Source organism: Pseudomonas sp. P1_A1, from assembly GCF_056406935.1.
In genome coordinates this window covers 124,469-143,375 of record NZ_JBFTZE010000004.1, presented here as the reverse complement: position 1 = coordinate 143,375, position 18,907 = coordinate 124,469, and the positions used below count along the sequence as shown (strand labels likewise).

Genomic DNA, 18,907 nt, shown 5'->3' with positions numbered 1-18,907 from the left:
CGACAGGAGGATGACGTGATGGCCTATGCGGAGCAAGCCGAGACAGAAGCACTTCACGAGCCCAAAAGTTTCCTGACCAAATACATCTGGAGTCAGGACCACAAGGTCATCGCCATTCAATATTCGTTGACGGCTTTGTTCGTGGGCATTATTGCCGTGGTGTTGTCCGGCTTGATGCGCATACAGATAGGCTTCCCCGGCAGTTTGGCGTTCATGGATGCCAATACTTACTATCAGGCGATGACCATGCACGGCATGATCATGGTCATTTATTTGCTGACGGCCCTGTTTCTGGGTGGCTTCGGTAACTATCTGATCCCACTGATGGTGGGCGCCCGCGACATGGTCTTCCCCTACGTCAACATGCTGAGCTACTGGTTCTACCTGGTGGCGGTACTGGTATTGCTCGCCGGTTTCTTTGTTCCAGGCGGTCCCACCGGTTCGGGCTGGACGCTTTATCCGCCGCAGTCCATCACCAAGGGGACACCCGGGGTCGAATGGGGCATTGTCCTGATGCTCGTCTCTCTGGCGATTTTTATTGTCGCCGCCACCATGGGCGGGCTGAACTACGTCACCACGGTGTTGCAGGCGCGCACGCACGGCATGACATTGTTTCGCATGCCGCTCTCCGTATGGGGAATCTTCATGGCCTCGATCATGGCCTTGCTGGCCTTCCCGGCGTTGTTCGTCAGTGCGGTCATGATGCTGTTCGACAAGCTGTTGGGCACCAGCTTCTTTATGCCGGCGATGATCTCGCTGGGGCAGCAGCTCGATCATCAGGGCGGTAGCCCGATCTTGTTCCAGCACTTGTTCTGGTTCTTCGGCCACCCGGAGGTCTACATCGTTGCTCTCCCAGCGTTTGGCCTGGTCTCCGACTTGATCAGCACCCATGCGCGTAAAAATATCTTTGGTTACCGGATGATGGTGTGGGCGATTATTGCGATTGGCGTGCTCAGCTTTGTGGTCTGGGCGCACCATATGTATGTCAGCGGGATGAACCCGTACTTTGGCTTTTTCTTCGCCGTCACCACCTTGGTCATCGCGGTGCCGACTGCACTGAAAGTCTATAATTGGGTGTTGACCCTGTGGCGGGGCGACATTCATCTGACTGTGCCGATGCTGTTTGCCCTGGCCTTTATCGTTACCTTCCTGGTGGGTGGTCTGACCGGGTTGTTTCTCGGCAATGTGATCGTGGACATTCCGCTCTCGGACACCTATTTCGTCGTCGCCCATTTCCATATGGTCATGGGGGTCGCACCGGTACTGGTGGTGTTCGGCGGCATCTATCACTGGTTCCCGAAAGTCACCGGGCGCATGTTTAACGACACCCTGGGCAAGCTGCATTTCTGGATTACCTTTCTGGGTACCTACGCCATTTTCTTCCCCATGCACTACTTGGGTTTCCAGGGTATGCCGCGCCGTTACTACGCCTATGAAAACTACGCGTTCATCCCGCAGTCGGCGCAAGAGTTGAATGCCTTCATTACGGTGGTCGCATTGACCGTCGGCGTTTCCCAGTTGCTGTTCGTGTTCAACCTGGCCTGGAGTGTATTTAAAGGCAAACCCGCGGGCAGTAACCCTTGGGGGGCGGCCAGCCTGGAATGGCAAACGCCTAACACCCCACCGATACACGGTAACTGGGGAGCGAAACTGCCGGTGGTGCATCGCTGGGCCTATGACTACAGCGTGCCGGGGATAGAGCAGGATTTCGTGCCGCAAACGGTCTCCGCCGAGGAGCTGGAGCAAATGCGGCAACTCAGTGCCGGCACCAAGATAGCGGACGTTAAAACATGAACAGACTGCTATTGAGAAACGCCGACGACGCTGACCCCGGTGGCAGTTGGGGGCGCGATCCTGAGGGAGCTCACGCCACCGAGGGTGCCGATAGAAGCCAAATCGCAAGAACAGGCCTGCGCTTGTTTCTCGCTGTGGTGAGCTCGTTATTCTTTCTCTTCCTGCTTGCCTTCATCGCCCGCTCACAAATGGCTGACTGGCTACCCCTGACAGACCCTTTGGCGCCGTTAGCCAATCCATGGCCGTTGTGGGTGAATTCGGCTTTTCTGGTGCTGAGTTGCATCGCACTGCAGTGGTCGCGCATGGCCGCCCGACAGGCTCGACTGGACGCAACGGTCATGGGTTTTGTAGTGGGCGGTGTATTTGCAATTGCCTTTCTGACGGGACAAGTCTGGGTCTGGCAGCAGTTTGTCGCCTGGGGCTACTTTGTCGCCAGCAATCCGGCCAACAGTTTCTTCTACCTGTTGACCGGTGTGCATGGCCTTCACCTGTTGGGCGGGTTGATTGCCTGGGGCATAACCGTCGCCAAATTCCTGCGTCACGTGCCGTTGCGGCAACTCAGCACCAGCGTAGAGCTCTGTACCATCTATTGGCACTACTTATTGGGTCTTTGGTTCGTGCTATTCGCGCTGCTGACCAGCACGCCGCAAACCTATGAAGCCATCGCCAGATTTTGCGGCCTGAGGTGAAAATCCATGGCATCGCATCCACAAGCCCCAAGCGAGTCAAGTTCATCCAATCCACCAGGTTCGCCACCTGCACCCGGATGGCAGGGCATCGCCAGCGACTGGGCCTCGGATAGGGAGGCTTTCAGGCAGGTCCCCTGGGGCAAGGCGATGATGTGGATATTCCTGCTCAGCGATACGTTTATATTCACCTGTTTTTTAACCGGCTACATGTCGGTCCGCATGACCATCACCGCCCCTTGGCCGAACCCCAGTGAAGTGTTCGCATTGACGATCGGCGGTAGAGAAATCCCGCTTATTCTGATCGCCATCATGACCTTTGTGCTGATCAGCAGCAGCGGCACCATGGCCATGGCCGTTAACTTCGCCTATCGCCGTGATCGTGCGAAAACCACGGCCCTGATGCTGGCGACCGCGGCCTTGGGCGTGACCTTTGTCAGCATGCAGGCATTTGAATGGAGTAAGCTCATCGCGGAAGGCGTGCGTCCTTGGGGGAACCCCATGGGCGCGGCACAATTTGGGGCCAGCTTCTTCATGATTACCGGTTTCCACGGGCTGCATGTGTCAATCGGCGCCATCTACCTCAGCATTGTGGCGATGAAAGTCATGCGAGGAGATTATGAGCGCTCCGGAAACTATCAGAACGTCGAAATAGCCGGGCTTTACTGGCACTTCGTGGATTTGGTGTGGGTGTTTATTTTTGCTTTCTTCTATTTATGGTAGAGGAGCACGGGTGATGGCGCATGCTCAGGGTCAACAACATCCGATTAGTTTGTACCTCAAAATCTGGGGGCTGTTATTCGTCCTCAGTACGATGTCGTATCTGGTCGACTATTTTCACTTCCATGGCTACCTTCGGTGGGCCCTGATTATCACTTTCATGTTGTTGAAGGCAGGCTTAATTGTCTCCATCTTCATGCACATGGCCTGGGAACGGTTGGCCATGGTCTACGCCATATTGGTGCCACCGTTGTGTTTGCTGGTGCTCGTCGGGCTGATGGCCACCGAGGCGGATTATGTTTTCCTCAGCCGGGTCATTTTCTTCGGTCAATAAGCAGCTAACGGAGGGCCTCGAGCCTCCGGGGTCAACCCGCAGTAAATGGCGTTATATCGTTCGCTTGAACTGATGCCATTTGTGCAGCCAGGCGACTGTCCAGTGAGGGGATGCCGTACCGGTGCCGGCGATCTTCAGTTTTGGATGATGTTCAATGACCCGATCCAATACCGGCTCCTGATTCGGTTCAACATCCACGAAGAAGATATGTTTGCCGTCTTCCACCATCTGTTTAAAGTTGCGGAAGTGCGCGTTAGGTACCTGAATACCAAAAAAGCCGCCTTCCCAGATGCAGAAGCCAAATATAACAATGGCAAGGAAGATAAAAGGCACCCAGCCTGCAGCGGTTTCGGTCCAGCCCATCCAATAGGCACCGCCAAGCACCAGCGCCGCGAGTGGCACACCAACCACCGCACCTATCTCGCCAGAGTGAACAACATCCTGCTTCATCAACGAGTTGACCTCGTGGAGATGATGTTCTTCAACATCAGCCACTTGTTCGCTGAGCACATGAATTTGTTCGGTATTGATGCCGTTGGCTTCCAGTTCATTTTCAACGGATTCGAGATCGTCGAGATTGTCACTGATGTAATAGTGTCGGTTCATGCCACACCTCCCATCTCGTGTTGGCCGTAGGCCTCCTCTGTCCCGCAGCCGTAAACTGAGATTTGCAGTCGGTATCTGCGCCCGTGGGGAACGTTGCACACTTCATGCAATCCGTAGGAAGTATAGCATTCGCTAGTATGCGGGGCCGGAGGCGTCAGGGTCTGGAAGGAAGCATTGGGGCTTGGTGCGCGCCGATGAATTCTCCATAGCAACGTAACCGGTTCGCCCCAACGAGGGCGGAAACAGGAGCAGATGCTCATCCCATCTATCGATCCTCAAACGCAGAACGCACGGCCTCCACAACGCGTTCCGCCATGCGCTCATCTTCAAGCTGCGGGTACCCTTTCTTTAGCTTGCCGGACACTACCCAGCCGTTCTCCTTGATGGAGCGGATGATGCGGTTCGCATCCAGGTCTGGCATCTCCAGTACCTCTTTCAGCTGCTCCTGAGCTCGCTGAAAGATCACCAGTACTCTGGCTTCATCCGGCATTTCCTTTCGAATCGTGTGCTCGACGACGCGTGCGGTGTACAGAACGTGTTCGGTCAGATCGGGATAGCGCCAGGCGAAACACGCGTCCTCGTATTCATCGAAGATGAAGTTGCTGCGAGTCCCGTCCTCGTAGGTCACGAGTTCGCCGAACCGATAGGCCGCTGCGTAACGTCGCATGAACGGGCGTGAGAACACTTCGAGCGTACGGTCGTAGCCGGCCCTGAAGTCGATCGAGCTGGTGATTGTGGCTGACACTGGCAGTATTACGCCGTCGGGCACTGCCTTATCCCGAATCAGGGTGTCGTTGATCAGGAAGCGATGAATCCGGCCATTACCATCGCGCATGGGATGGATGTACACGAAGCCAAAGGCCAACACAGCGGCACGTGCCAATGATTCCGCACCACGCGTTGCAACTTCAAACTCCTTGAGTCCTGCCAATAGCTGAGCGAGATCCGCGAAATGCGGGGCAATGTAATGCACGATGTCCTCGCGCATCGTGGCTTGTCCCACAAACACCGGAGAGCCTCGCAGGCCCAGTCCAATGGCATCACGCCCCAGAATGCCGGCTTGCAGGGAGTGCAGGCTGTCGTTGCTCAACGGGTCTTTGATATGCCCGCAGTACTGGGCGATGACATGGGCAAACCGCTGGATGCGATCGGCCTGGTCGGCTTCCTTTTCGATGAGAAAGCTCGCGCGCGATTCCTTGAACGTCAGCCAACTGGCGGTACGCATCAGAATATCGGAGCCAAAGGCCTGATCCAATTCAGCCAATGCCTGGCGTAGATCGAATTGCAGGGCCTCCTGCACTGGCACCGTACGACGAACCAAGGGGCAGAACTCAGCCGTCCCCGGCAAGTTGTTATTGACTCGCCAGCGCCGCGTTCGCAGTGCCTCGCGACGAGTCAGGTAATCTTTTGGCGAGAGTACATCAACATAGCCGCCATTGGTCACGTCTGGCACATCCAGACGTAGCCCTGTCAGCCATTCGTAGAGGAATCCCGTGCGACGGGCATACTGGCCGAATGGTTCCCGTCGACACCAGTCTTCGACGGGCTGCGGACCTATGGCCGCAAACAGGCGGGCGAAGAACTCGAGATGGATCTCTTCGTACTTGAGGCCAAATTCGAAATGTCCTGCGAAATCGTCTGCGGGCCGATAGCTTGCCGGATACCGGTTCTCCACATTGCCGTCACTTTCGCGACTGACACGTACAGTGCCGATCATCGAGTCGACTCGTAGGGGCTGTGCCAGTGCGATGTCGTAACGGTTCGCGAGGGTCTTGAAACCGACTTGCATTGACGAAATCCTTTACTGGGGCAAGAAAAACGCTAACAGAACATCGATCATATGCGAAAACGCTAATTTCCGTAGATATCAAAATATTAACGCTTGATGAAATTTGATAATAAATCCGTGTTTTTCGAAAAAAACGCTAACAGAGTTCAGGGTAGTCGCTAACGCCCCGAGAGCACTTACTCATCGATCAGCGGGCAACGGACGAACATGGGGAGATGCCTCAGAGCCCGATTCCACCAAACCCCAGACACAAAAAAACCGGCCATCAAGGCCGGTTTTTTCTTTACCTGCATCCCCCGTCAAAAAACGACGTGAGACTGAAATCTGATTGGAGCGGGTGAAGGGAATCGAACCCTCGTTATCAGCTTGGGAAGCTGGAGTAATGCCATTATACGACACCCGCTCAGAGCGGCTGACTTTGTACCAGATGTGAGCGCGGATTTGAAGTTTTTCTTTGTGCGCGATGGCTTTAGCGCCGGGTGAAACACGAACAGGGACCGCTTGGCGGTCATTCGCGGGCAAGCCTCGCGCCTACAGGCGTGCGTTCAACACAGTAGGGGCGGGGCTTGCTCGCGATGACTCTGTTTCAGATTGCAAATGCATGGTGGTCCTGGACGTACTGGTAACGCGGTCGGCTTTCGAGTTGCGTCGGCTTCAGGAAGCCCAGCAGTGCGTTACGGCTGTCTTGGCAAGCGGTTTTGTGTTCCATGTCGAGAAAGTGGCCGGTGGCCTGAAGGGTGCTGAAGGTGCTGTGCTCCACGTGGCCGGCGAACAGCCTGGCATCGGCGGGTGCGGTGTACTCGTCCCATTCGCCGTTCATGAACAGCACTGGCACATTGATTTTCTTCGCCGCGTTCAGGTAGCAGTTGCGGTCGCTGTTGAGCACGTCGTTGATGTGAAAATGCATTTGCCCGTATTCATGTTCGGCCAAGGTGCTGACGTGACGGTGGTTGAAGCGCTTGAACAGCGAGGGCAGGTGTTTGCCGATGGTGCTGTTCACCAGGTGGCCGACCCGGTTACCGTCGCGGCTGCCGAGGTAATCGACACCGCGCTGAAGGTAGTCGAGCATGTGCTCGTTGACCACTGGCGAGAACGAGCTGATCACAGCCTTTTCGATGCGCCGTGGCCGGTGGGCGAGGGCGACGAGCGTGGCGGCGCCACCAAAGGAAAACGACAGCACGTGTTCGGCGGCGAAGTGGTCGATCAGCTCCAGGAGGATCTGCCCTTCGATTTCCTTGGTCAGCATTTTCTCATGCAGGTTGTGAGCCTTGGACTTGCCCGCGTAGGGCTGGTCGTAGCACACCACATTGAACTGCGGATAAAGGTTTTTCACGGTTTGGGCAAACGACGCAGTCGTGGACATCGAGCCGTTGACCAGAATGATGGTCTTTTCTGCGGCGTCTGCGCGATAGAACTCCGTGTAAACCCGATACTGACCCTGTATATCCAGCACAGCGATTTCTGGCCTCATGACATAAGACTCCTGGCAAGCGGGTATGCGCGCAAATCAGATTGCACGAGCTTTGTGACAGGTAGGCATACGCCTGGAATTTTTGAAGGCCCATGTCGATCCATTGCAGGCCGGTCGACGGGTATTGTTATAAGCGGGCAGTTTGCCGGGGGAAGGCGGAACCTGAGGGTTCTCTGCCGGCAAAAAGTTTCTTAGAGTAGTTTTGGTGACTCGTCGGTCACATTTCGCGCCGACGTCCTGATTCAAGCAGGGGTCACGTCATCGCGCAAGTATCTTTCGAAAAATGTTCGACAACTTCTGCTGAGCGGTCGTCGGCTTAGATCAATCGGATCTCTTCGCTGCTCAACGGCCGGTATTCGCCGGGCTTCAGCGCGTCGTCGAGCAGCAGCGGCCCCATGCGTTCGCGGTGCAGGCGCAACACCTTGTTGTCGAAGTGGCCGAACATCCGTTTTACTTGATGATAACGGCCCTCGACGATGCTCAGGCGCGCCGATTTTGCCCCGAGCAAGACCAGTTCGGCAGGTTGGGTTGTGAGGTCTTCGAAGGCGAAGTACAGGCCTTTGGCGAACGTGATCGCGTAGTCAGCAGTGATTTCCTGCTCCGTCTCGACGTAGTACACCTTGGGCAGTTTGGTCTGCGGCTGGGTCAGGCGTCGCGACCAGGTGCCGTCGTTGGTGATCAGCATCAGGCCGGTGGTGTTGAAGTCCAGGCGACCGGCGATGTGCAGGTCATCCTTGTCCGCTTCATGGATCAGGTCGAGCACCGTCGGGTGTTGCGGGTCGCGGGTGGCGCTGACGCAGCCGGGCGGTTTGTGCAGCATGAAGTAGCGGGCCGGCTTGCCGGCTTGCAGCACTTCGTCGTCGACCTCCACGCGGCTGAACTCAAGCACCTCGGTGTGAGGGTCGCTGACAACATTTCCGTCGACCCTCACGCGTTTTTCCACCAGCAACAGGCGTACCTGCTTACGGTTGAAGCGGGGCAGGTTGCTGAGGAAACGGTCAACGCGCATGGCCAGGGATCGGTGGGGAAAGGGCTGCGTATGTTACGTGATCGGCCAGGCGGCTGCCTGCAACTGCGCCTCGACCCGGGCGCAGGCCGGGCACAGGCAGGACTTGTCGCGCAGCTCGGCCGGCAGCGTTTCGAACACCGCCGGGTCAATGCTGACGCCGTAGCACCAGCAGGCACGATCGACGGTTCGTGGGTCGGCCAGGCTGCAGTCGTTGGAAGCGCCGCAGGCCGGGCAGAGGTCTGGCTTATTCATGAAAGGGGCATTCGGTAATGGCCGGTTTGCTTGGCCCGAGCTGCGCATGATCGTCCCGCAGGCCGCCATGTGCAAGCTAACGCCCGCACATTCCTGAGAGGTGTCTTGCCGGCGATCAGGCGATCAACCCAGGCTTTTCAGATACGCCCGCCAGCCACCCAAATGACTGATATCCAGCGCGCCTTCCAACCCATACGGTTCGCAGATAAACCCGCTCTCCCAACGCCCATCCGCCAGTTGCACCTTGCCCAACCCCAGCGGCGCAGGAATCCCGGTCAGGAATGAACCCAATTCACTGCTCGGCAACTCCCATACTTCCAGCGCGATGGCCACGCCGCCCTCTTTAACGCGAACCATGCCGGGGCGATACGGCGGGCCGCCGTCCAGGGCATACAGCTGATAGTCGGGCGAACTCCGAGTGGTTTCGACCAGCCGCGCTCCACGCTGTTTGAGTTGCCAGTTCAGCGCCAGCCCCTCCAGGTGCGCGCCGCAGACCACCAGCCGTGCCCGGTCATTGCGCGCGATGGCCGCCGGTACAGGGGAAGCCAGGCCCTGCTGACGTTGCAGGGCATCCGCCACACTCAACAGATACTGATCGGTAAACGCACGACCAAACAAGGTCACGCCCCATGGCAAACCGTTGCCCATGACTCCGCTGGGCACGGCGACGGCGGCGTAGTCGAGCAGGTTCATGAAGTTGGTGTAGTAGCCCAGTTCCGAGTTGCGCAGTACCGGTTCGGCCGCCAGTTCCGCCAGCGTCACCGGACGGCCGATGGTGGGCGTGACCACGCAATCAAGGTCCTCCAATGCTCTGTCGCACAGCGCCTTCAAGGCTTGCAGCCGGTAGTGGGCGCGGAAAGTTTGCACGCCAGTCACCGCCGGGGCCTTGGCCAACACGGTACGAATCACCGGCAGCACCGCTTGAGGATGTTGCTCCATCAACTCGCCGGCCACGCTGTAACGCTCGGCCACCCACGGCCCTTCGTAGAGCAACCGCGCCGCTTCAAGGAAGGGCGACAAATCCAGTTCGACCGCTTCACCGCCCAGGGCTTTAAGCTGGTCGATGGCGTCGCCAAACAACAACGGGCCTTCAGGGCAGCCGAAGAACGCCAGGTCCTGTGCACGGGGCACACCGAAACGAAACACGCGCGGCGTGCCGAAGGCCGAGCCGTCATTCCACAGCGGATTGCGGCGGCTGTATTCATCCCGTGGGTCGAGATGAGCGGTCAGTGCCAACAACTGACTGGCTTCCCGAGCCGTGGCCGTAAAGGTCGTGACGCAATCGAGCGTGCGACAGGCCGGAACCACCCCGGCCGTGGAGATCAGCCCTTTGGTGGCTTTCAAACCGACCAGATTGTTCAGCGCCGCCGGTACGCGCCCGGAGCCTGCGGTGTCCGTGCCCAGGGCAAAACTCGCCACGCCGAGCGCCACCGCCAGTGAAGACCCGGCACTGGAACCGCCTGACGGATACTCCGGCAACACGCTGTTCGGACAAGCGCCATACGGCGAGCGGCTGCCGTTGAGGCCGGTGGCGAACTGGTCGAGATTGGTCTTGCCCAGCGGGATCGCGCCCAGCGCCAGCAGTTGCTCGACGATGGTCGCCGAACGCTCCGGCACGTAGGTAAACGCCGGGCACGCCGCGGTGGTCGGAATGCCCGCCAGATCGATATTGTCCTTGATCGCAAACGGCACGCCGTACAGCGGCAGGCTGCCTGGGTCACGACCATCGAGGGCGGCGAGGTACGGTTCCAGTTCCTCGGTGCTGAGTAAATGGATGAACAAGTGATAGTCCGGGTTCAGCGCCGCGGCTTTTTCCCGCAGGCTCGGCAGCAGTTGCCGAGGCGTGATGTGGCCATCACGGTAAGCGTTGCGCAGGGCGTCGAGTTGCAGATTGATGTTCATGGTTCAGATCCTTGTTGAAATGGCTTCAGTCGAGTTCCAGCACCACGACGCGCTGTCCGGCGCGCACTGCCGAGCCCGGTTGCACGCGAATCTCCCGCACCACACCGGCCATGGGCGCGAGCAGCGGGATTTCCATCTTCATCGACTCCAGAATCACCAGCACATCACCCGCGACCACTTGGCTGCCGACCTCCACCTGAACCTGCCAGAGGTTGCCGGCGATGTGGCTGTCGATGCTCTGCTGACCGTCGGCCAACAGCGCCTCTTCGGCCACTTGCGGCGCCGGTTCTTCACTGTCGAAATGCGCCTGGCCGCTGGCGATCCAGCGTTCACGTTCGGCGTTGAACGCGCCTTTTTGCTGATCGCGGAACGCCGCAATGCTGTTGGCTTCTTTCGCCAGAAACGCCTGGTAATCCGCCAGGTTCAACTGACTGTGCTCGATGTTCAGGGCGAAGCGCCCGAGCGGAAAATCCCGTCGAATGCGCAGCAGTTCATCGGCGCTTACCGGGTAGAACCGGATCTGGTCGAAGAACCGCAGCAGCCACGGCTTGCCGTCGAACGCAGCGACCTCGCGATGGCGGTTCCACATCTGCAAAGTCCGGCCGACGAATTGATAACCACCGGGGCCTTCCATGCCGTACACGCACATGTAAGCGCCACCGATGCCCACCGAGTTTTCCGCGGTCCAGGTGCGGGCCGGGTTATATTTGGTGGTGACCAGGCGATGCCGAGGGTCGAGCGGGGTGGCGACCGGAGCGCCGAGGTAGACATCACCCAGCCCCATCACCAGATAGCTGGCGTCGAACACCGTGCGCTGCACTTCGTCGAGGTTCGGCAGGTCGTTGATGCGCCGGATGAACTCCAGATTGCTCGGGCACCATGGGGCGTCCTTGCGCACGGTGGTCATGTATTTCTCGATGGCCAACTGGCAGGCCGGGTCATCCCAGGACAGCGGCAGGTGGACGATACGCGAGGGGACCTGCAAGTCTTGGGCGGCGCACACGGCGTCCCACTCACCGGCGACAATGCCCAGCAGATCGGCGAGCGGCAGTTGCTCCGGTTGGTAATGCACTTGCAGCGAACGGATGCCCGGCGTCAGGTCGATCACACCCTGCAGGTGTTTGCTTTCCAATGCCTGCATCAGCGCGTGGGCGCGGAAGCGCAGGACCAGGTCCAGTTCCGGTGCGCCGATTTCCAGCAGCAAATGTGTGTCGCCCGAAAGGCGTGCAACCAGCCGCGTATCGTCCTGCCCGATATCCAGCACCACAGGCGACACAACCCCCTGTGGGAACACATTACCTGTGGCGAGGGGGCTTGCCCCCGTTGGGTCGCGAAGCGCCCCCAATACCTGCAATCGCGCGGCATCAGATGTATCGAGTTGACTGATTGGCGACTGCTTCGCAGTCGAACGGGGCGATGCGGCGTTCCGACAAGCCCCCTCGCCACAATGGTTCTGCATTGCCAGAGAGCGAGCGGTTTTCAGATCGACCGGCAAAAACTGCACCTTGTCGCCAGCCTTCAGTTGCCCGAGCTGCCAAAGATCCGCTTCGATCACCGTCACCGGGCAGACAAACCCACCGAGGCTCGGGCCATCGGGGCCGAGGATCACCGGCATATCGCCGGTGAAATCCACCGCGCCAATGGCGTACGGATTGTCGTGAATATTCGACGGATGCAACCCGGCTTCACCCCCATCGGCCCGCACCCATTCCGGCTTCGGCCCGATCAGCCGCACACCGGTGCGGCTGGAGTTGAAATGCACTTCCCACTGGGTCGCGAAGAACGTGCCGATGTAGTGTTCGGTGAAGTATTCCGGTGCGCCGTGGGGGCCGTAGATCACCCGGATTTGCCGCACGGCCGGTAATTCGGTGACCCGTTCTTCAGGCAATTGAACGCCCGCGCTACGGTTGATCAAGGCTGGCACATGCAACACGTCACCGGCACGCAATGCACGGCCGCCGTGCCCACCGAACTGCCCCAGTGTGAAGGTACTTTTGCTGCCCAGATAATCCGGCACTTGCAGGCCGCCGCGCAGGCACAGATAGCTGCGAGCGCCTGCACCGGCGATCGTGCCGAGATGCAATGTGGCACCGGCCGGAACCAACAACGCGGTGTTCATCGGCGCCGCTTCACCGTTCAGCGTCAATGGAATCTGCGCACCGGTCACCGCCACCACCGCATCACAATTGAAGCGCAACATCGGCCCGGTCATGGTGATTTCCAGCGCCGCTGCACCTTCGTCGTTACCCAGTAAAAGATTACCCAAGCGCAATGTGCGACTGTCCATCGGCCCCGACGGCGGCACGCCGACCGCCCAGTACCCGAGACGCCCCGGATAATCCTGAACGCTGGTCTGGGTACCGGCGCTGAGCACTTCAAAGGTGTTGGCTTGATAGACCAGGCCTTCCAGGCAACGGGTCCACGGCTGGCCGCTGGCAAAGGGCGTATCGAGCAGAATCTGTCGCAGGTAATCGCGGTTGGTTTCCACCCCGTACAGCAGGCTGTCGCCTAGAGCCTGATGCAGATCGACGCGGGCTTCTTCGCGAGTCGGCGCCCAGCGAATGAGCTTGGCGATCATCGGGTCGAAGTACGGAGGGATCTCGCAACCGGCCTCGACCCAAGTGTCGATACGCAGGTGTTTGCCATCGGCGACGGGGAAATTTACCGCCGTCAGCAGACCGGGACTCGGTTGAAAATCCCGCCCCGGATCTTCGGCATAGAGCCTTGCCTGAATTGCATGGCCGTCGGCTTTCAAGCCTTGGCTCAATGCGTTCAATGGCGGTAAATCTCCGGCCGCCAGTTCCACCATCCAGCGCACCAGGTCCACGCCCCACACTTGCTCGGTGACGCCGTGTTCTACCTGCAAGCGGGTGTTCACTTCCAGAAAATAGAAACGCTGGGCGTCACTGTCGAAGACGAATTCCACGGTACCGGCACTGCGGTAATTCACTGCCTTGGCGAGTTTGATCGCAGCAAGGCAGAGCGCTTCGGCCATGCCGTCGGGCAGGTTGGGGGCCGGGGTTTCTTCGAGGACTTTCTGGTTGCGCCGCTGCACCGAGCAGTCGCGCACGCCAAGGGCAATCACCTCGCCCTGGCCGTCGCCGAACACCTGCACTTCCAGATGTCGCGCGCGCTGGATGTACTTTTCGATGAACACACCGGCGTCGCTGAAGTTGTTCTGCCCGAGGCGTTTGACCGCTTCGAAGGATTCGCCCAATTCGGCGGCGCTGCGGCATACGCGCATGCCGATGCCTCCACCGCCGGCGGTGCTTTTGAGCATCACCGGGTAGCCGACCTGTTCGCCGGCGATCAATGCTGCGTCGAGGCTGTCGAGCAGCTCGGTGCCTTCGAGCATAGGCACGCCGTGTTGTTTGGCCAGGGCGCGGGCGGTGTGTTTGAGGCCAAACACGCGCAGTTGCTCGGGTGTCGGGCCGATGAAGGCGATGTCGGCCGCTTCGCAGGCCTCGGCGAACGCGGCGTTTTCCGAGAGGAATCCGTAGCCGGGATGGATCGCCGTGGCACCGGTGGCTTTGGCGATGGCGAGGATTTTGTCCACGGCCAGGTAAGTACCGGCTGCTGCGCCTTCGCCCAGGCTGTGGGCTTCATCGGCGTGCAGGATATGCAGGCTGGCGGCGTCGGCTTCGGAGTAAACCGCGACGCCCTTGACCTGCAACTCTCGCAGGGTACGCAGGATGCGGCAGGCAATGGCGCCACGGTTGGCGATGAGGACTTTTTCGAACATGGCATAACCCCTGGAGGCGATAGCGCATCAGCCTCGACCTGGGATGCGGGCCGTCCCGCAGTTTTTCGATGAGCGCCGGGGTCGTCCCCGACGGCAGAATCACTAAATTTGAAACCGCCGCTCCCACAGGGTTTATTGGTGTTTTAACTTTTTGAGGCACTGACCGGAGCGGGCCTGACACAAGGCAAACAACCACCGACGCAAACGCGCGAGTTTCAGTTCCATACCAATAGCTCCGCAGGCGTTGGGTTGTAGGCGTTGCACGGGTTGTTCAGTTGCGGGCAGTTGGAGATCAGCACGATCACGTCCATCTCGGCGCGCAGGTCGACGTATTTGCCCGGTGCTGAAATCCCGTCTTCGAACGTCAGCCCGCCGTCGGCCGTCACCGGCACATTCATGAAGAAATTGATGTTCGGCCCGATGTCACCCTTGCCCAGTCGACCGTCGTGGGCACAAGCGCGCAGGTAGTTGTCGCGACAGCTGTGCATGTAGCGTTTCTCCAGCGCGTAACGCACGGTGTTGCTCTCTTGCGCGCAGGCACCGCCGAGGGTGTCGTGACGCCCGCAGGTGTCTTCGACGATGGTCAGCATTGGCTTGCCAAGGTTGGAATAGAGCACGCTGCCGGTGCTCAGGTAGACGCTGTTCTGCCGACGCAACGTGCGCTGCACGTCATAGCGCTCCTTGGGATTGGCCAGGCTGTAGAACAGCGTGTCGACCGCCTGATTGCCTTCCAGGTCGAGGATGCGCAAGGTCTGGCCGGCCTTGACCTCCATCAGCCAGGGTTCACCGGCGGGGATGGTGGCGCGGTAGACCGCGGCTTCTGGTTGCTTGTGAACAGTAGCGATAGCGAGTGACATGGCAGCGATCCTCAGGCGAACAGACGGTCGGTGTTGATGAAGCCGCGCTCGTTTTCCGGGCGCGAGGTGCGGCAGTGTTTGGTGACACCGGCGTTGGCGTTCATCCAGCTGAGCTTCAGCGGTTTCGGTGCGTATTCCGGCGATGGATCCATCGGGTGTTGCAGCGCGGTGAGCACCACCAGAGTGTTCATTGGTGCGTACAACTCGATGTAGTCACCGGCCTTGGAGTTGCCTTCGACGAAGTGGAAACGACCAGCCTCATCGACGTTCACACGGCTGAACAGATTGAGCGTCATCAGCAGATCGGACAGGCCCAGCCCCCACTTGCCCAGTTCCACCAGCAAGTTGTCGGTGCCGTTGCGGAAGAAGCCGTTGCGCAGTTCCTGATAGCGGCCCTGGCCATATTTTTGTGCGACTTCTTCAGCGCACAGCACGCCACCGAGGCTGTCGCTCCAACCGCAGGTATCGGCAGTAATCGCCGCCAGCACCCGGCCCATGTCCGAGTACAGGCAATGGCCGCTGGTGAGCTTGGCGGTGTGTTGGCATTTGAGGCTGTCGGGCAGGTTCAGGCGCTCGGTTTTTTCATCGGCGTTGAGCAGCGTCAGGCTGACGTTGGCCCCGCCGCGCAGGTCGGTCAGGCGCAGCAGTTGGCTGCGTTTCAGGACGAATGAACGATGGCCGCCGCCGGGGAGCAGTTCTTCGGCGAAGGGCGGAAACAGTTGGGTCGAATCAGTCATGTGTAAATGCCTCTAAGCGATACGTAGCGACCCTGCCAACTGAGCCGGCAGGGTGTCGACGGCGGCACGGTTGGCGCGGCGGTCGCTGTTCAAAGGGATGTCGTAGGTGATGCGTGCGCCATAGGCGCTGGGGGCGTGCGGATCGACGCGGACCTTGTCGAACACCAGCAATCGGGTGCCGAGGCTGAAACCTTCGGACAAATCATGGGTGACCATGAACACTGTCAGTTGCGTCTCGCGCCACAGCTCCAGCAGCAGGCCGTGCATGTCCTTGCGGATGCCCGGATCGAGGGCGCCGAAGGGTTCGTCGAGCAGCAACACCCGGGGTTTCATGATCAGCGCCTGGGCAATTGCCAATCGTTGCTGCATGCCACCTGAGAGCTGCGCCGGGTACTTGTCCAGCGAATGGCCGAGACCGACTTTGTGCAGCAACACCGACGCCTGTTCCCGAGCGTCTTTTTTTGCATGGCCAAACAACCGCCCGAGCAGGGGCGAACGCGGCAGTTCGAGGCCGAGGGCGACGTTGTCCAGCACGCTCAGGTGCGGGAACACCGAGTAGCGCTGGAACACCACACCACGGCTCGAATCCGGTTCGCCAGCCAGTGCCTGACCGTCCAACAGAATCTCGCCGCGACTGGCGCGCTCCTGGCCGAGCAATAGCCGCAGGAAGGTCGATTTGCCGCAACCCGAGGCGCCGACCAGAGTGCAGAATTCGCCCTCGTTGACGTTCAGGTTCAGCCCTTCGAGCACCACTTGGTCGGCGTATTGCTGCCAGACGTTTTTCACTGTGATGAAGCTCATGCCCGCGCCCCTTCATAACTCATTTGGAGGCACCTTGGTGCCAGGGAAAGGCCCGTTGGGTCAGGCGCTTGAGGCCCCAGTCCATCAGCCAGGCGAGCAGGGTGATCCACACCACGTAGGGCAGAATCACGTCCATCGCCAGGTAGCGGCGCACGAGGAAGATCCGGTAACCCAAACCGTCGGTGGAGGCGATGGCTTCGGCGGCGATCAAAAACAACCATGCCGAGCCGAGCATCAACCGTAACGAGATCAGCAGGCGTGGCAGCAATTGCGGCAGCACCACACGCAGCATCAAGGTCCAGGTCGAGGCGCCAAGCGTCTGCGCCTTGATCAGCAGTTCGACCGGAATTTCCCGGGCGCGCTGTTCCAGATCACGGGCCAGGCACGGGGTGATGCCGATCACGATCAGCATCACTTTCGACAACTCCCCCAACCCGAACACGATGAACAGAATCGGCAGGATCGCCAGCGGCGGCACCATCGACAGCACCGTGAGCACCGGCGACAACGGTGTGCCGAACAGCGGCAGGATCCCGGCGGCGATGCCCAGGCACAACCCGGCCAAGGCACTGATGCCGAGGCCGATGGCCAACCGTCGCAGGCTGGCGGCACTGTCTTGCCAGAGCAGGTAATCACCGGTGCGGGTGTCGGCGGTGAATGCCAGGCGTTTCACCGCGTCGGTCATCTGCACGGCACTGGGCAGCAGTTTGTCGTTGGGGTTATCCATCAGCCGTTCGGCCGAGCCCATGAAGTAGGCGAACAGCACCAGGGCGAATGGCAGGATCACCAACAGCAGGCGACTGGGGCGATCCGGGTGGCGATTGATCAGGCGCATGGCCTAGTCCTCCGTTGTTACAACGTGGAGTCGGCTGCCATCTGTACGAAGCTCGGATCGAAGCGCAGCTTGAGGTTGGCCTTGTCGCCGCTGGTCACACCATTGGCGAACGCCATGCCGACCGCGCTGGTGTCTTTGGCGACTTCACCCAGCAAGCCGTGCTGGAAGGAAAACTCGGCCACCTTGCGCATCGTTTCCGGCAGCTGCTTGCTGGTGGAGAACGCCAGGGCTTCTTTGGGCGTGGCGAACAGTTTGGTGGTGTCCAGTTGCGCCTGGAAACCGGCCAGGTTGGTGCCCGAGGCTTTGGCCATGTGTTCGAGCGCGACTTGGCTGGCGGCGTTTTTCGCATTCATCAACTCGACCACTTCGAACCAGGCGCCGGTCAGGGCTTTACCCAGGGCCGGGTTGTCTTTGAGGGTGGCGCTGTTGACCACCATCATGTCCATGATTTCGCCGGGGATCTGGCTGGAGTTGAACACTTCGGTCACGCCGGGCCTGGCCTTGATGTCCGACAGCATCGGGTTCCAGGTGGTGACGGCATTGACTTGTTCGGTGTTGAACGCGGCCGAGATGTCGGCGTCGGAGGTGTTGACCACTTTCAGGTCTTTCTCGGTGAGATCCACCGAATCCAGAGCACGGGCCAACAGGTAGTGGGACACCGAGAGTTCCACCAGATTGACGTCCATGCCCTTGAGGTCAGCGACTTGCTTGTCTTCGCCTTTGAGCACGATGCCGTCGTTGCCGTTGGAGAAATCGCTGACGATCAGCGCCGTGCTGTCGACGCCACCGGCCGCCGGAATGGTCAGCGCATCCATGTTGGTCATGGTGCAGCCGTCGAACTGGCCGGCGGTGTATTGGTTGATCGATTCGACGTAGTCGTTGAGCTGCACCACATCGATTTTGATGCCGTACTTTTTCGCCCATTTGTCGACGATGCCCTGGCTGCCGGCATATTCCCAGGGCATCCAGCCGGCATAGATCGTCCAGCAAACGCTGAAATGGTCTTTCTGTGCGGCCTGGGACGAGACGCTCACGAGGGCTGCAAAAGCAGCGGCGAACAGGACGGGTAAACGAAGTCGGGACATGGGATGGTTCTCCAGTTGATCAAGGGCGGACAGGAAGGCAGCAGCACCGCGAACGGTGGCTTGTCTCCCGGGCTTTTGTCCCGCCGTGTAACCTCAACTGGAGGTCGCCAACTCTCGGACCAGTCACTCGCCTAAGCGAGCCGGAACCCTAGTCAGCCATTGCAAATTTTGGTGCCGCGAACCTGTGATGACTCCTGCACGCTTTTGCTTAAGCGAGAGCCGTGCCAAGTTGGCTGGAGCGCTCTGGCTGGGGTATGGAAGGGAAGGAGAGATCAACGGGACAGGGT

The 18,907-nt window shown here is 59.5% G+C and carries 16 protein-coding genes, 1 tRNA gene and 1 riboswitch; of the genes, 4 read left to right on the top strand and 13 right to left on the bottom strand.

Going from position 1 to position 18,907, the window contains the following annotated elements:
* Positions 1 to 18: 18 nt before the first annotated feature.
* The 4 genes from ctaD to AC1D2Q_RS07515 are packed head-to-tail and all read left to right on the top strand — an operon-like array spanning position 19 to position 3,534.
* Complete coding sequence (ctaD, locus tag AC1D2Q_RS07530) at positions 19 to 1,794, top strand: cytochrome c oxidase subunit I (protein ID WP_477812956.1); 1,776 nt, start codon at positions 19 to 21, stop codon at positions 1,792 to 1,794.
* Entirely contained in the window at positions 1,791 to 2,483 is a 693-nt protein-coding gene (locus AC1D2Q_RS07525) for a cytochrome c oxidase subunit 3 (protein WP_477812790.1), read from the top strand. The genes ctaD and AC1D2Q_RS07525 overlap by 4 nt, the downstream gene beginning before the upstream one ends.
* Positions 2,484 to 2,489: 6 nt before the next feature.
* A complete protein-coding gene (locus AC1D2Q_RS07520; RefSeq protein ID WP_428632878.1) occupies positions 2,490 to 3,203 on the top strand; it encodes a heme-copper oxidase subunit III family protein in 714 nt (237 codons plus the stop codon).
* A 13-nt stretch (positions 3,204 to 3,216) separates the two neighbouring features.
* Positions 3,217 to 3,534: a cytochrome C oxidase subunit IV family protein gene (locus tag AC1D2Q_RS07515; RefSeq protein ID WP_007935708.1), complete on the top strand. Its 318-nt coding sequence runs from the start codon at positions 3,217 to 3,219 to the stop codon at positions 3,532 to 3,534.
* Between the two features lie 51 nt (positions 3,535 to 3,585).
* Here AC1D2Q_RS07515 and AC1D2Q_RS07510 read toward each other — a convergent pair whose 3' ends face one another.
* The 13 genes from AC1D2Q_RS07510 to AC1D2Q_RS07450 all read right to left on the bottom strand — a co-directional run bounded on the left by AC1D2Q_RS07510 (position 3,586) and on the right by AC1D2Q_RS07450 (position 18,620).
* The gene (locus AC1D2Q_RS07510; RefSeq protein ID WP_477812789.1) at positions 3,586 to 4,140 is read right to left on the bottom strand and encodes a magnesium transporter; all 555 of its coding nucleotides are present in this window, start codon (positions 4,138 to 4,140) and stop codon (positions 3,586 to 3,588) included.
* Positions 4,141 to 4,405: 265 nt separating this feature from the next.
* Positions 4,406 to 5,929, bottom strand: coding sequence for a Fic family protein (locus AC1D2Q_RS07505; RefSeq protein WP_477812788.1), 1,524 nt, complete (start codon positions 5,927 to 5,929; stop codon positions 4,406 to 4,408).
* A 329-nt stretch (positions 5,930 to 6,258) separates the two neighbouring features.
* A tRNA-Gly gene (locus AC1D2Q_RS07500) sits at positions 6,259 to 6,332 on the bottom strand.
* 183 nt (positions 6,333 to 6,515) lie between these two features.
* Positions 6,516 to 7,400 (bottom strand): alpha/beta fold hydrolase, encoded by an 885-nt coding sequence (locus AC1D2Q_RS07495; protein ID WP_477812787.1) that lies wholly within the window; start codon positions 7,398 to 7,400, stop codon positions 6,516 to 6,518.
* Between the two features lie 316 nt (positions 7,401 to 7,716).
* The gene (locus AC1D2Q_RS07490) at positions 7,717 to 8,409 is read right to left on the bottom strand and encodes a pseudouridine synthase (RefSeq protein WP_477812786.1); all 693 of its coding nucleotides are present in this window, start codon (positions 8,407 to 8,409) and stop codon (positions 7,717 to 7,719) included.
* Positions 8,410 to 8,442: 33 nt separating this feature from the next.
* Positions 8,443 to 8,661 (bottom strand): cysteine-rich CWC family protein, encoded by a 219-nt coding sequence (locus AC1D2Q_RS07485; RefSeq protein ID WP_019580865.1) that lies wholly within the window; start codon positions 8,659 to 8,661, stop codon positions 8,443 to 8,445.
* Positions 8,662 to 8,784: 123 nt separating this feature from the next.
* On the bottom strand, positions 8,785 to 10,563 hold the full coding sequence (atzF, locus tag AC1D2Q_RS07480; RefSeq protein ID WP_477812785.1) for an allophanate hydrolase: 1,779 nt from the start codon (positions 10,561 to 10,563) through the stop codon (positions 8,785 to 8,787).
* Positions 10,564 to 10,588: 25 nt separating this feature from the next.
* A complete protein-coding gene (uca, locus tag AC1D2Q_RS07475) occupies positions 10,589 to 14,305 on the bottom strand; it encodes an urea carboxylase (protein ID WP_477812784.1) in 3,717 nt (1,238 codons plus the stop codon).
* 215 nt (positions 14,306 to 14,520) lie between these two features.
* The gene (locus AC1D2Q_RS07470) at positions 14,521 to 15,162 is read right to left on the bottom strand and encodes an urea amidolyase associated protein UAAP2 (protein WP_105348135.1); all 642 of its coding nucleotides are present in this window, start codon (positions 15,160 to 15,162) and stop codon (positions 14,521 to 14,523) included.
* An 11-nt stretch (positions 15,163 to 15,173) separates the two neighbouring features.
* Complete coding sequence (locus tag AC1D2Q_RS07465; RefSeq protein WP_477812783.1) at positions 15,174 to 15,899, bottom strand: urea amidolyase associated protein UAAP1; 726 nt, start codon at positions 15,897 to 15,899, stop codon at positions 15,174 to 15,176.
* A 12-nt stretch (positions 15,900 to 15,911) separates the two neighbouring features.
* Complete coding sequence (locus tag AC1D2Q_RS07460) at positions 15,912 to 16,700, bottom strand: ABC transporter ATP-binding protein (RefSeq protein WP_477812782.1); 789 nt, start codon at positions 16,698 to 16,700, stop codon at positions 15,912 to 15,914.
* A 19-nt stretch (positions 16,701 to 16,719) separates the two neighbouring features.
* Positions 16,720 to 17,535, bottom strand: a complete 816-nt coding sequence (locus tag AC1D2Q_RS07455) for an ABC transporter permease (RefSeq protein WP_105348143.1) — start codon at positions 17,533 to 17,535, stop codon at positions 16,720 to 16,722.
* A 17-nt stretch (positions 17,536 to 17,552) separates the two neighbouring features.
* On the bottom strand, positions 17,553 to 18,620 hold the full coding sequence (locus tag AC1D2Q_RS07450) for a putative urea ABC transporter substrate-binding protein (RefSeq protein WP_477812781.1): 1,068 nt from the start codon (positions 18,618 to 18,620) through the stop codon (positions 17,553 to 17,555).
* Positions 18,621 to 18,682: 62 nt separating this feature from the next.
* A riboswitch (guanidine-I (ykkC/yxkD leader) is annotated at positions 18,683 to 18,783 on the bottom strand.
* Between the last annotated feature and the right edge of the window lie 124 nt (positions 18,784 to 18,907).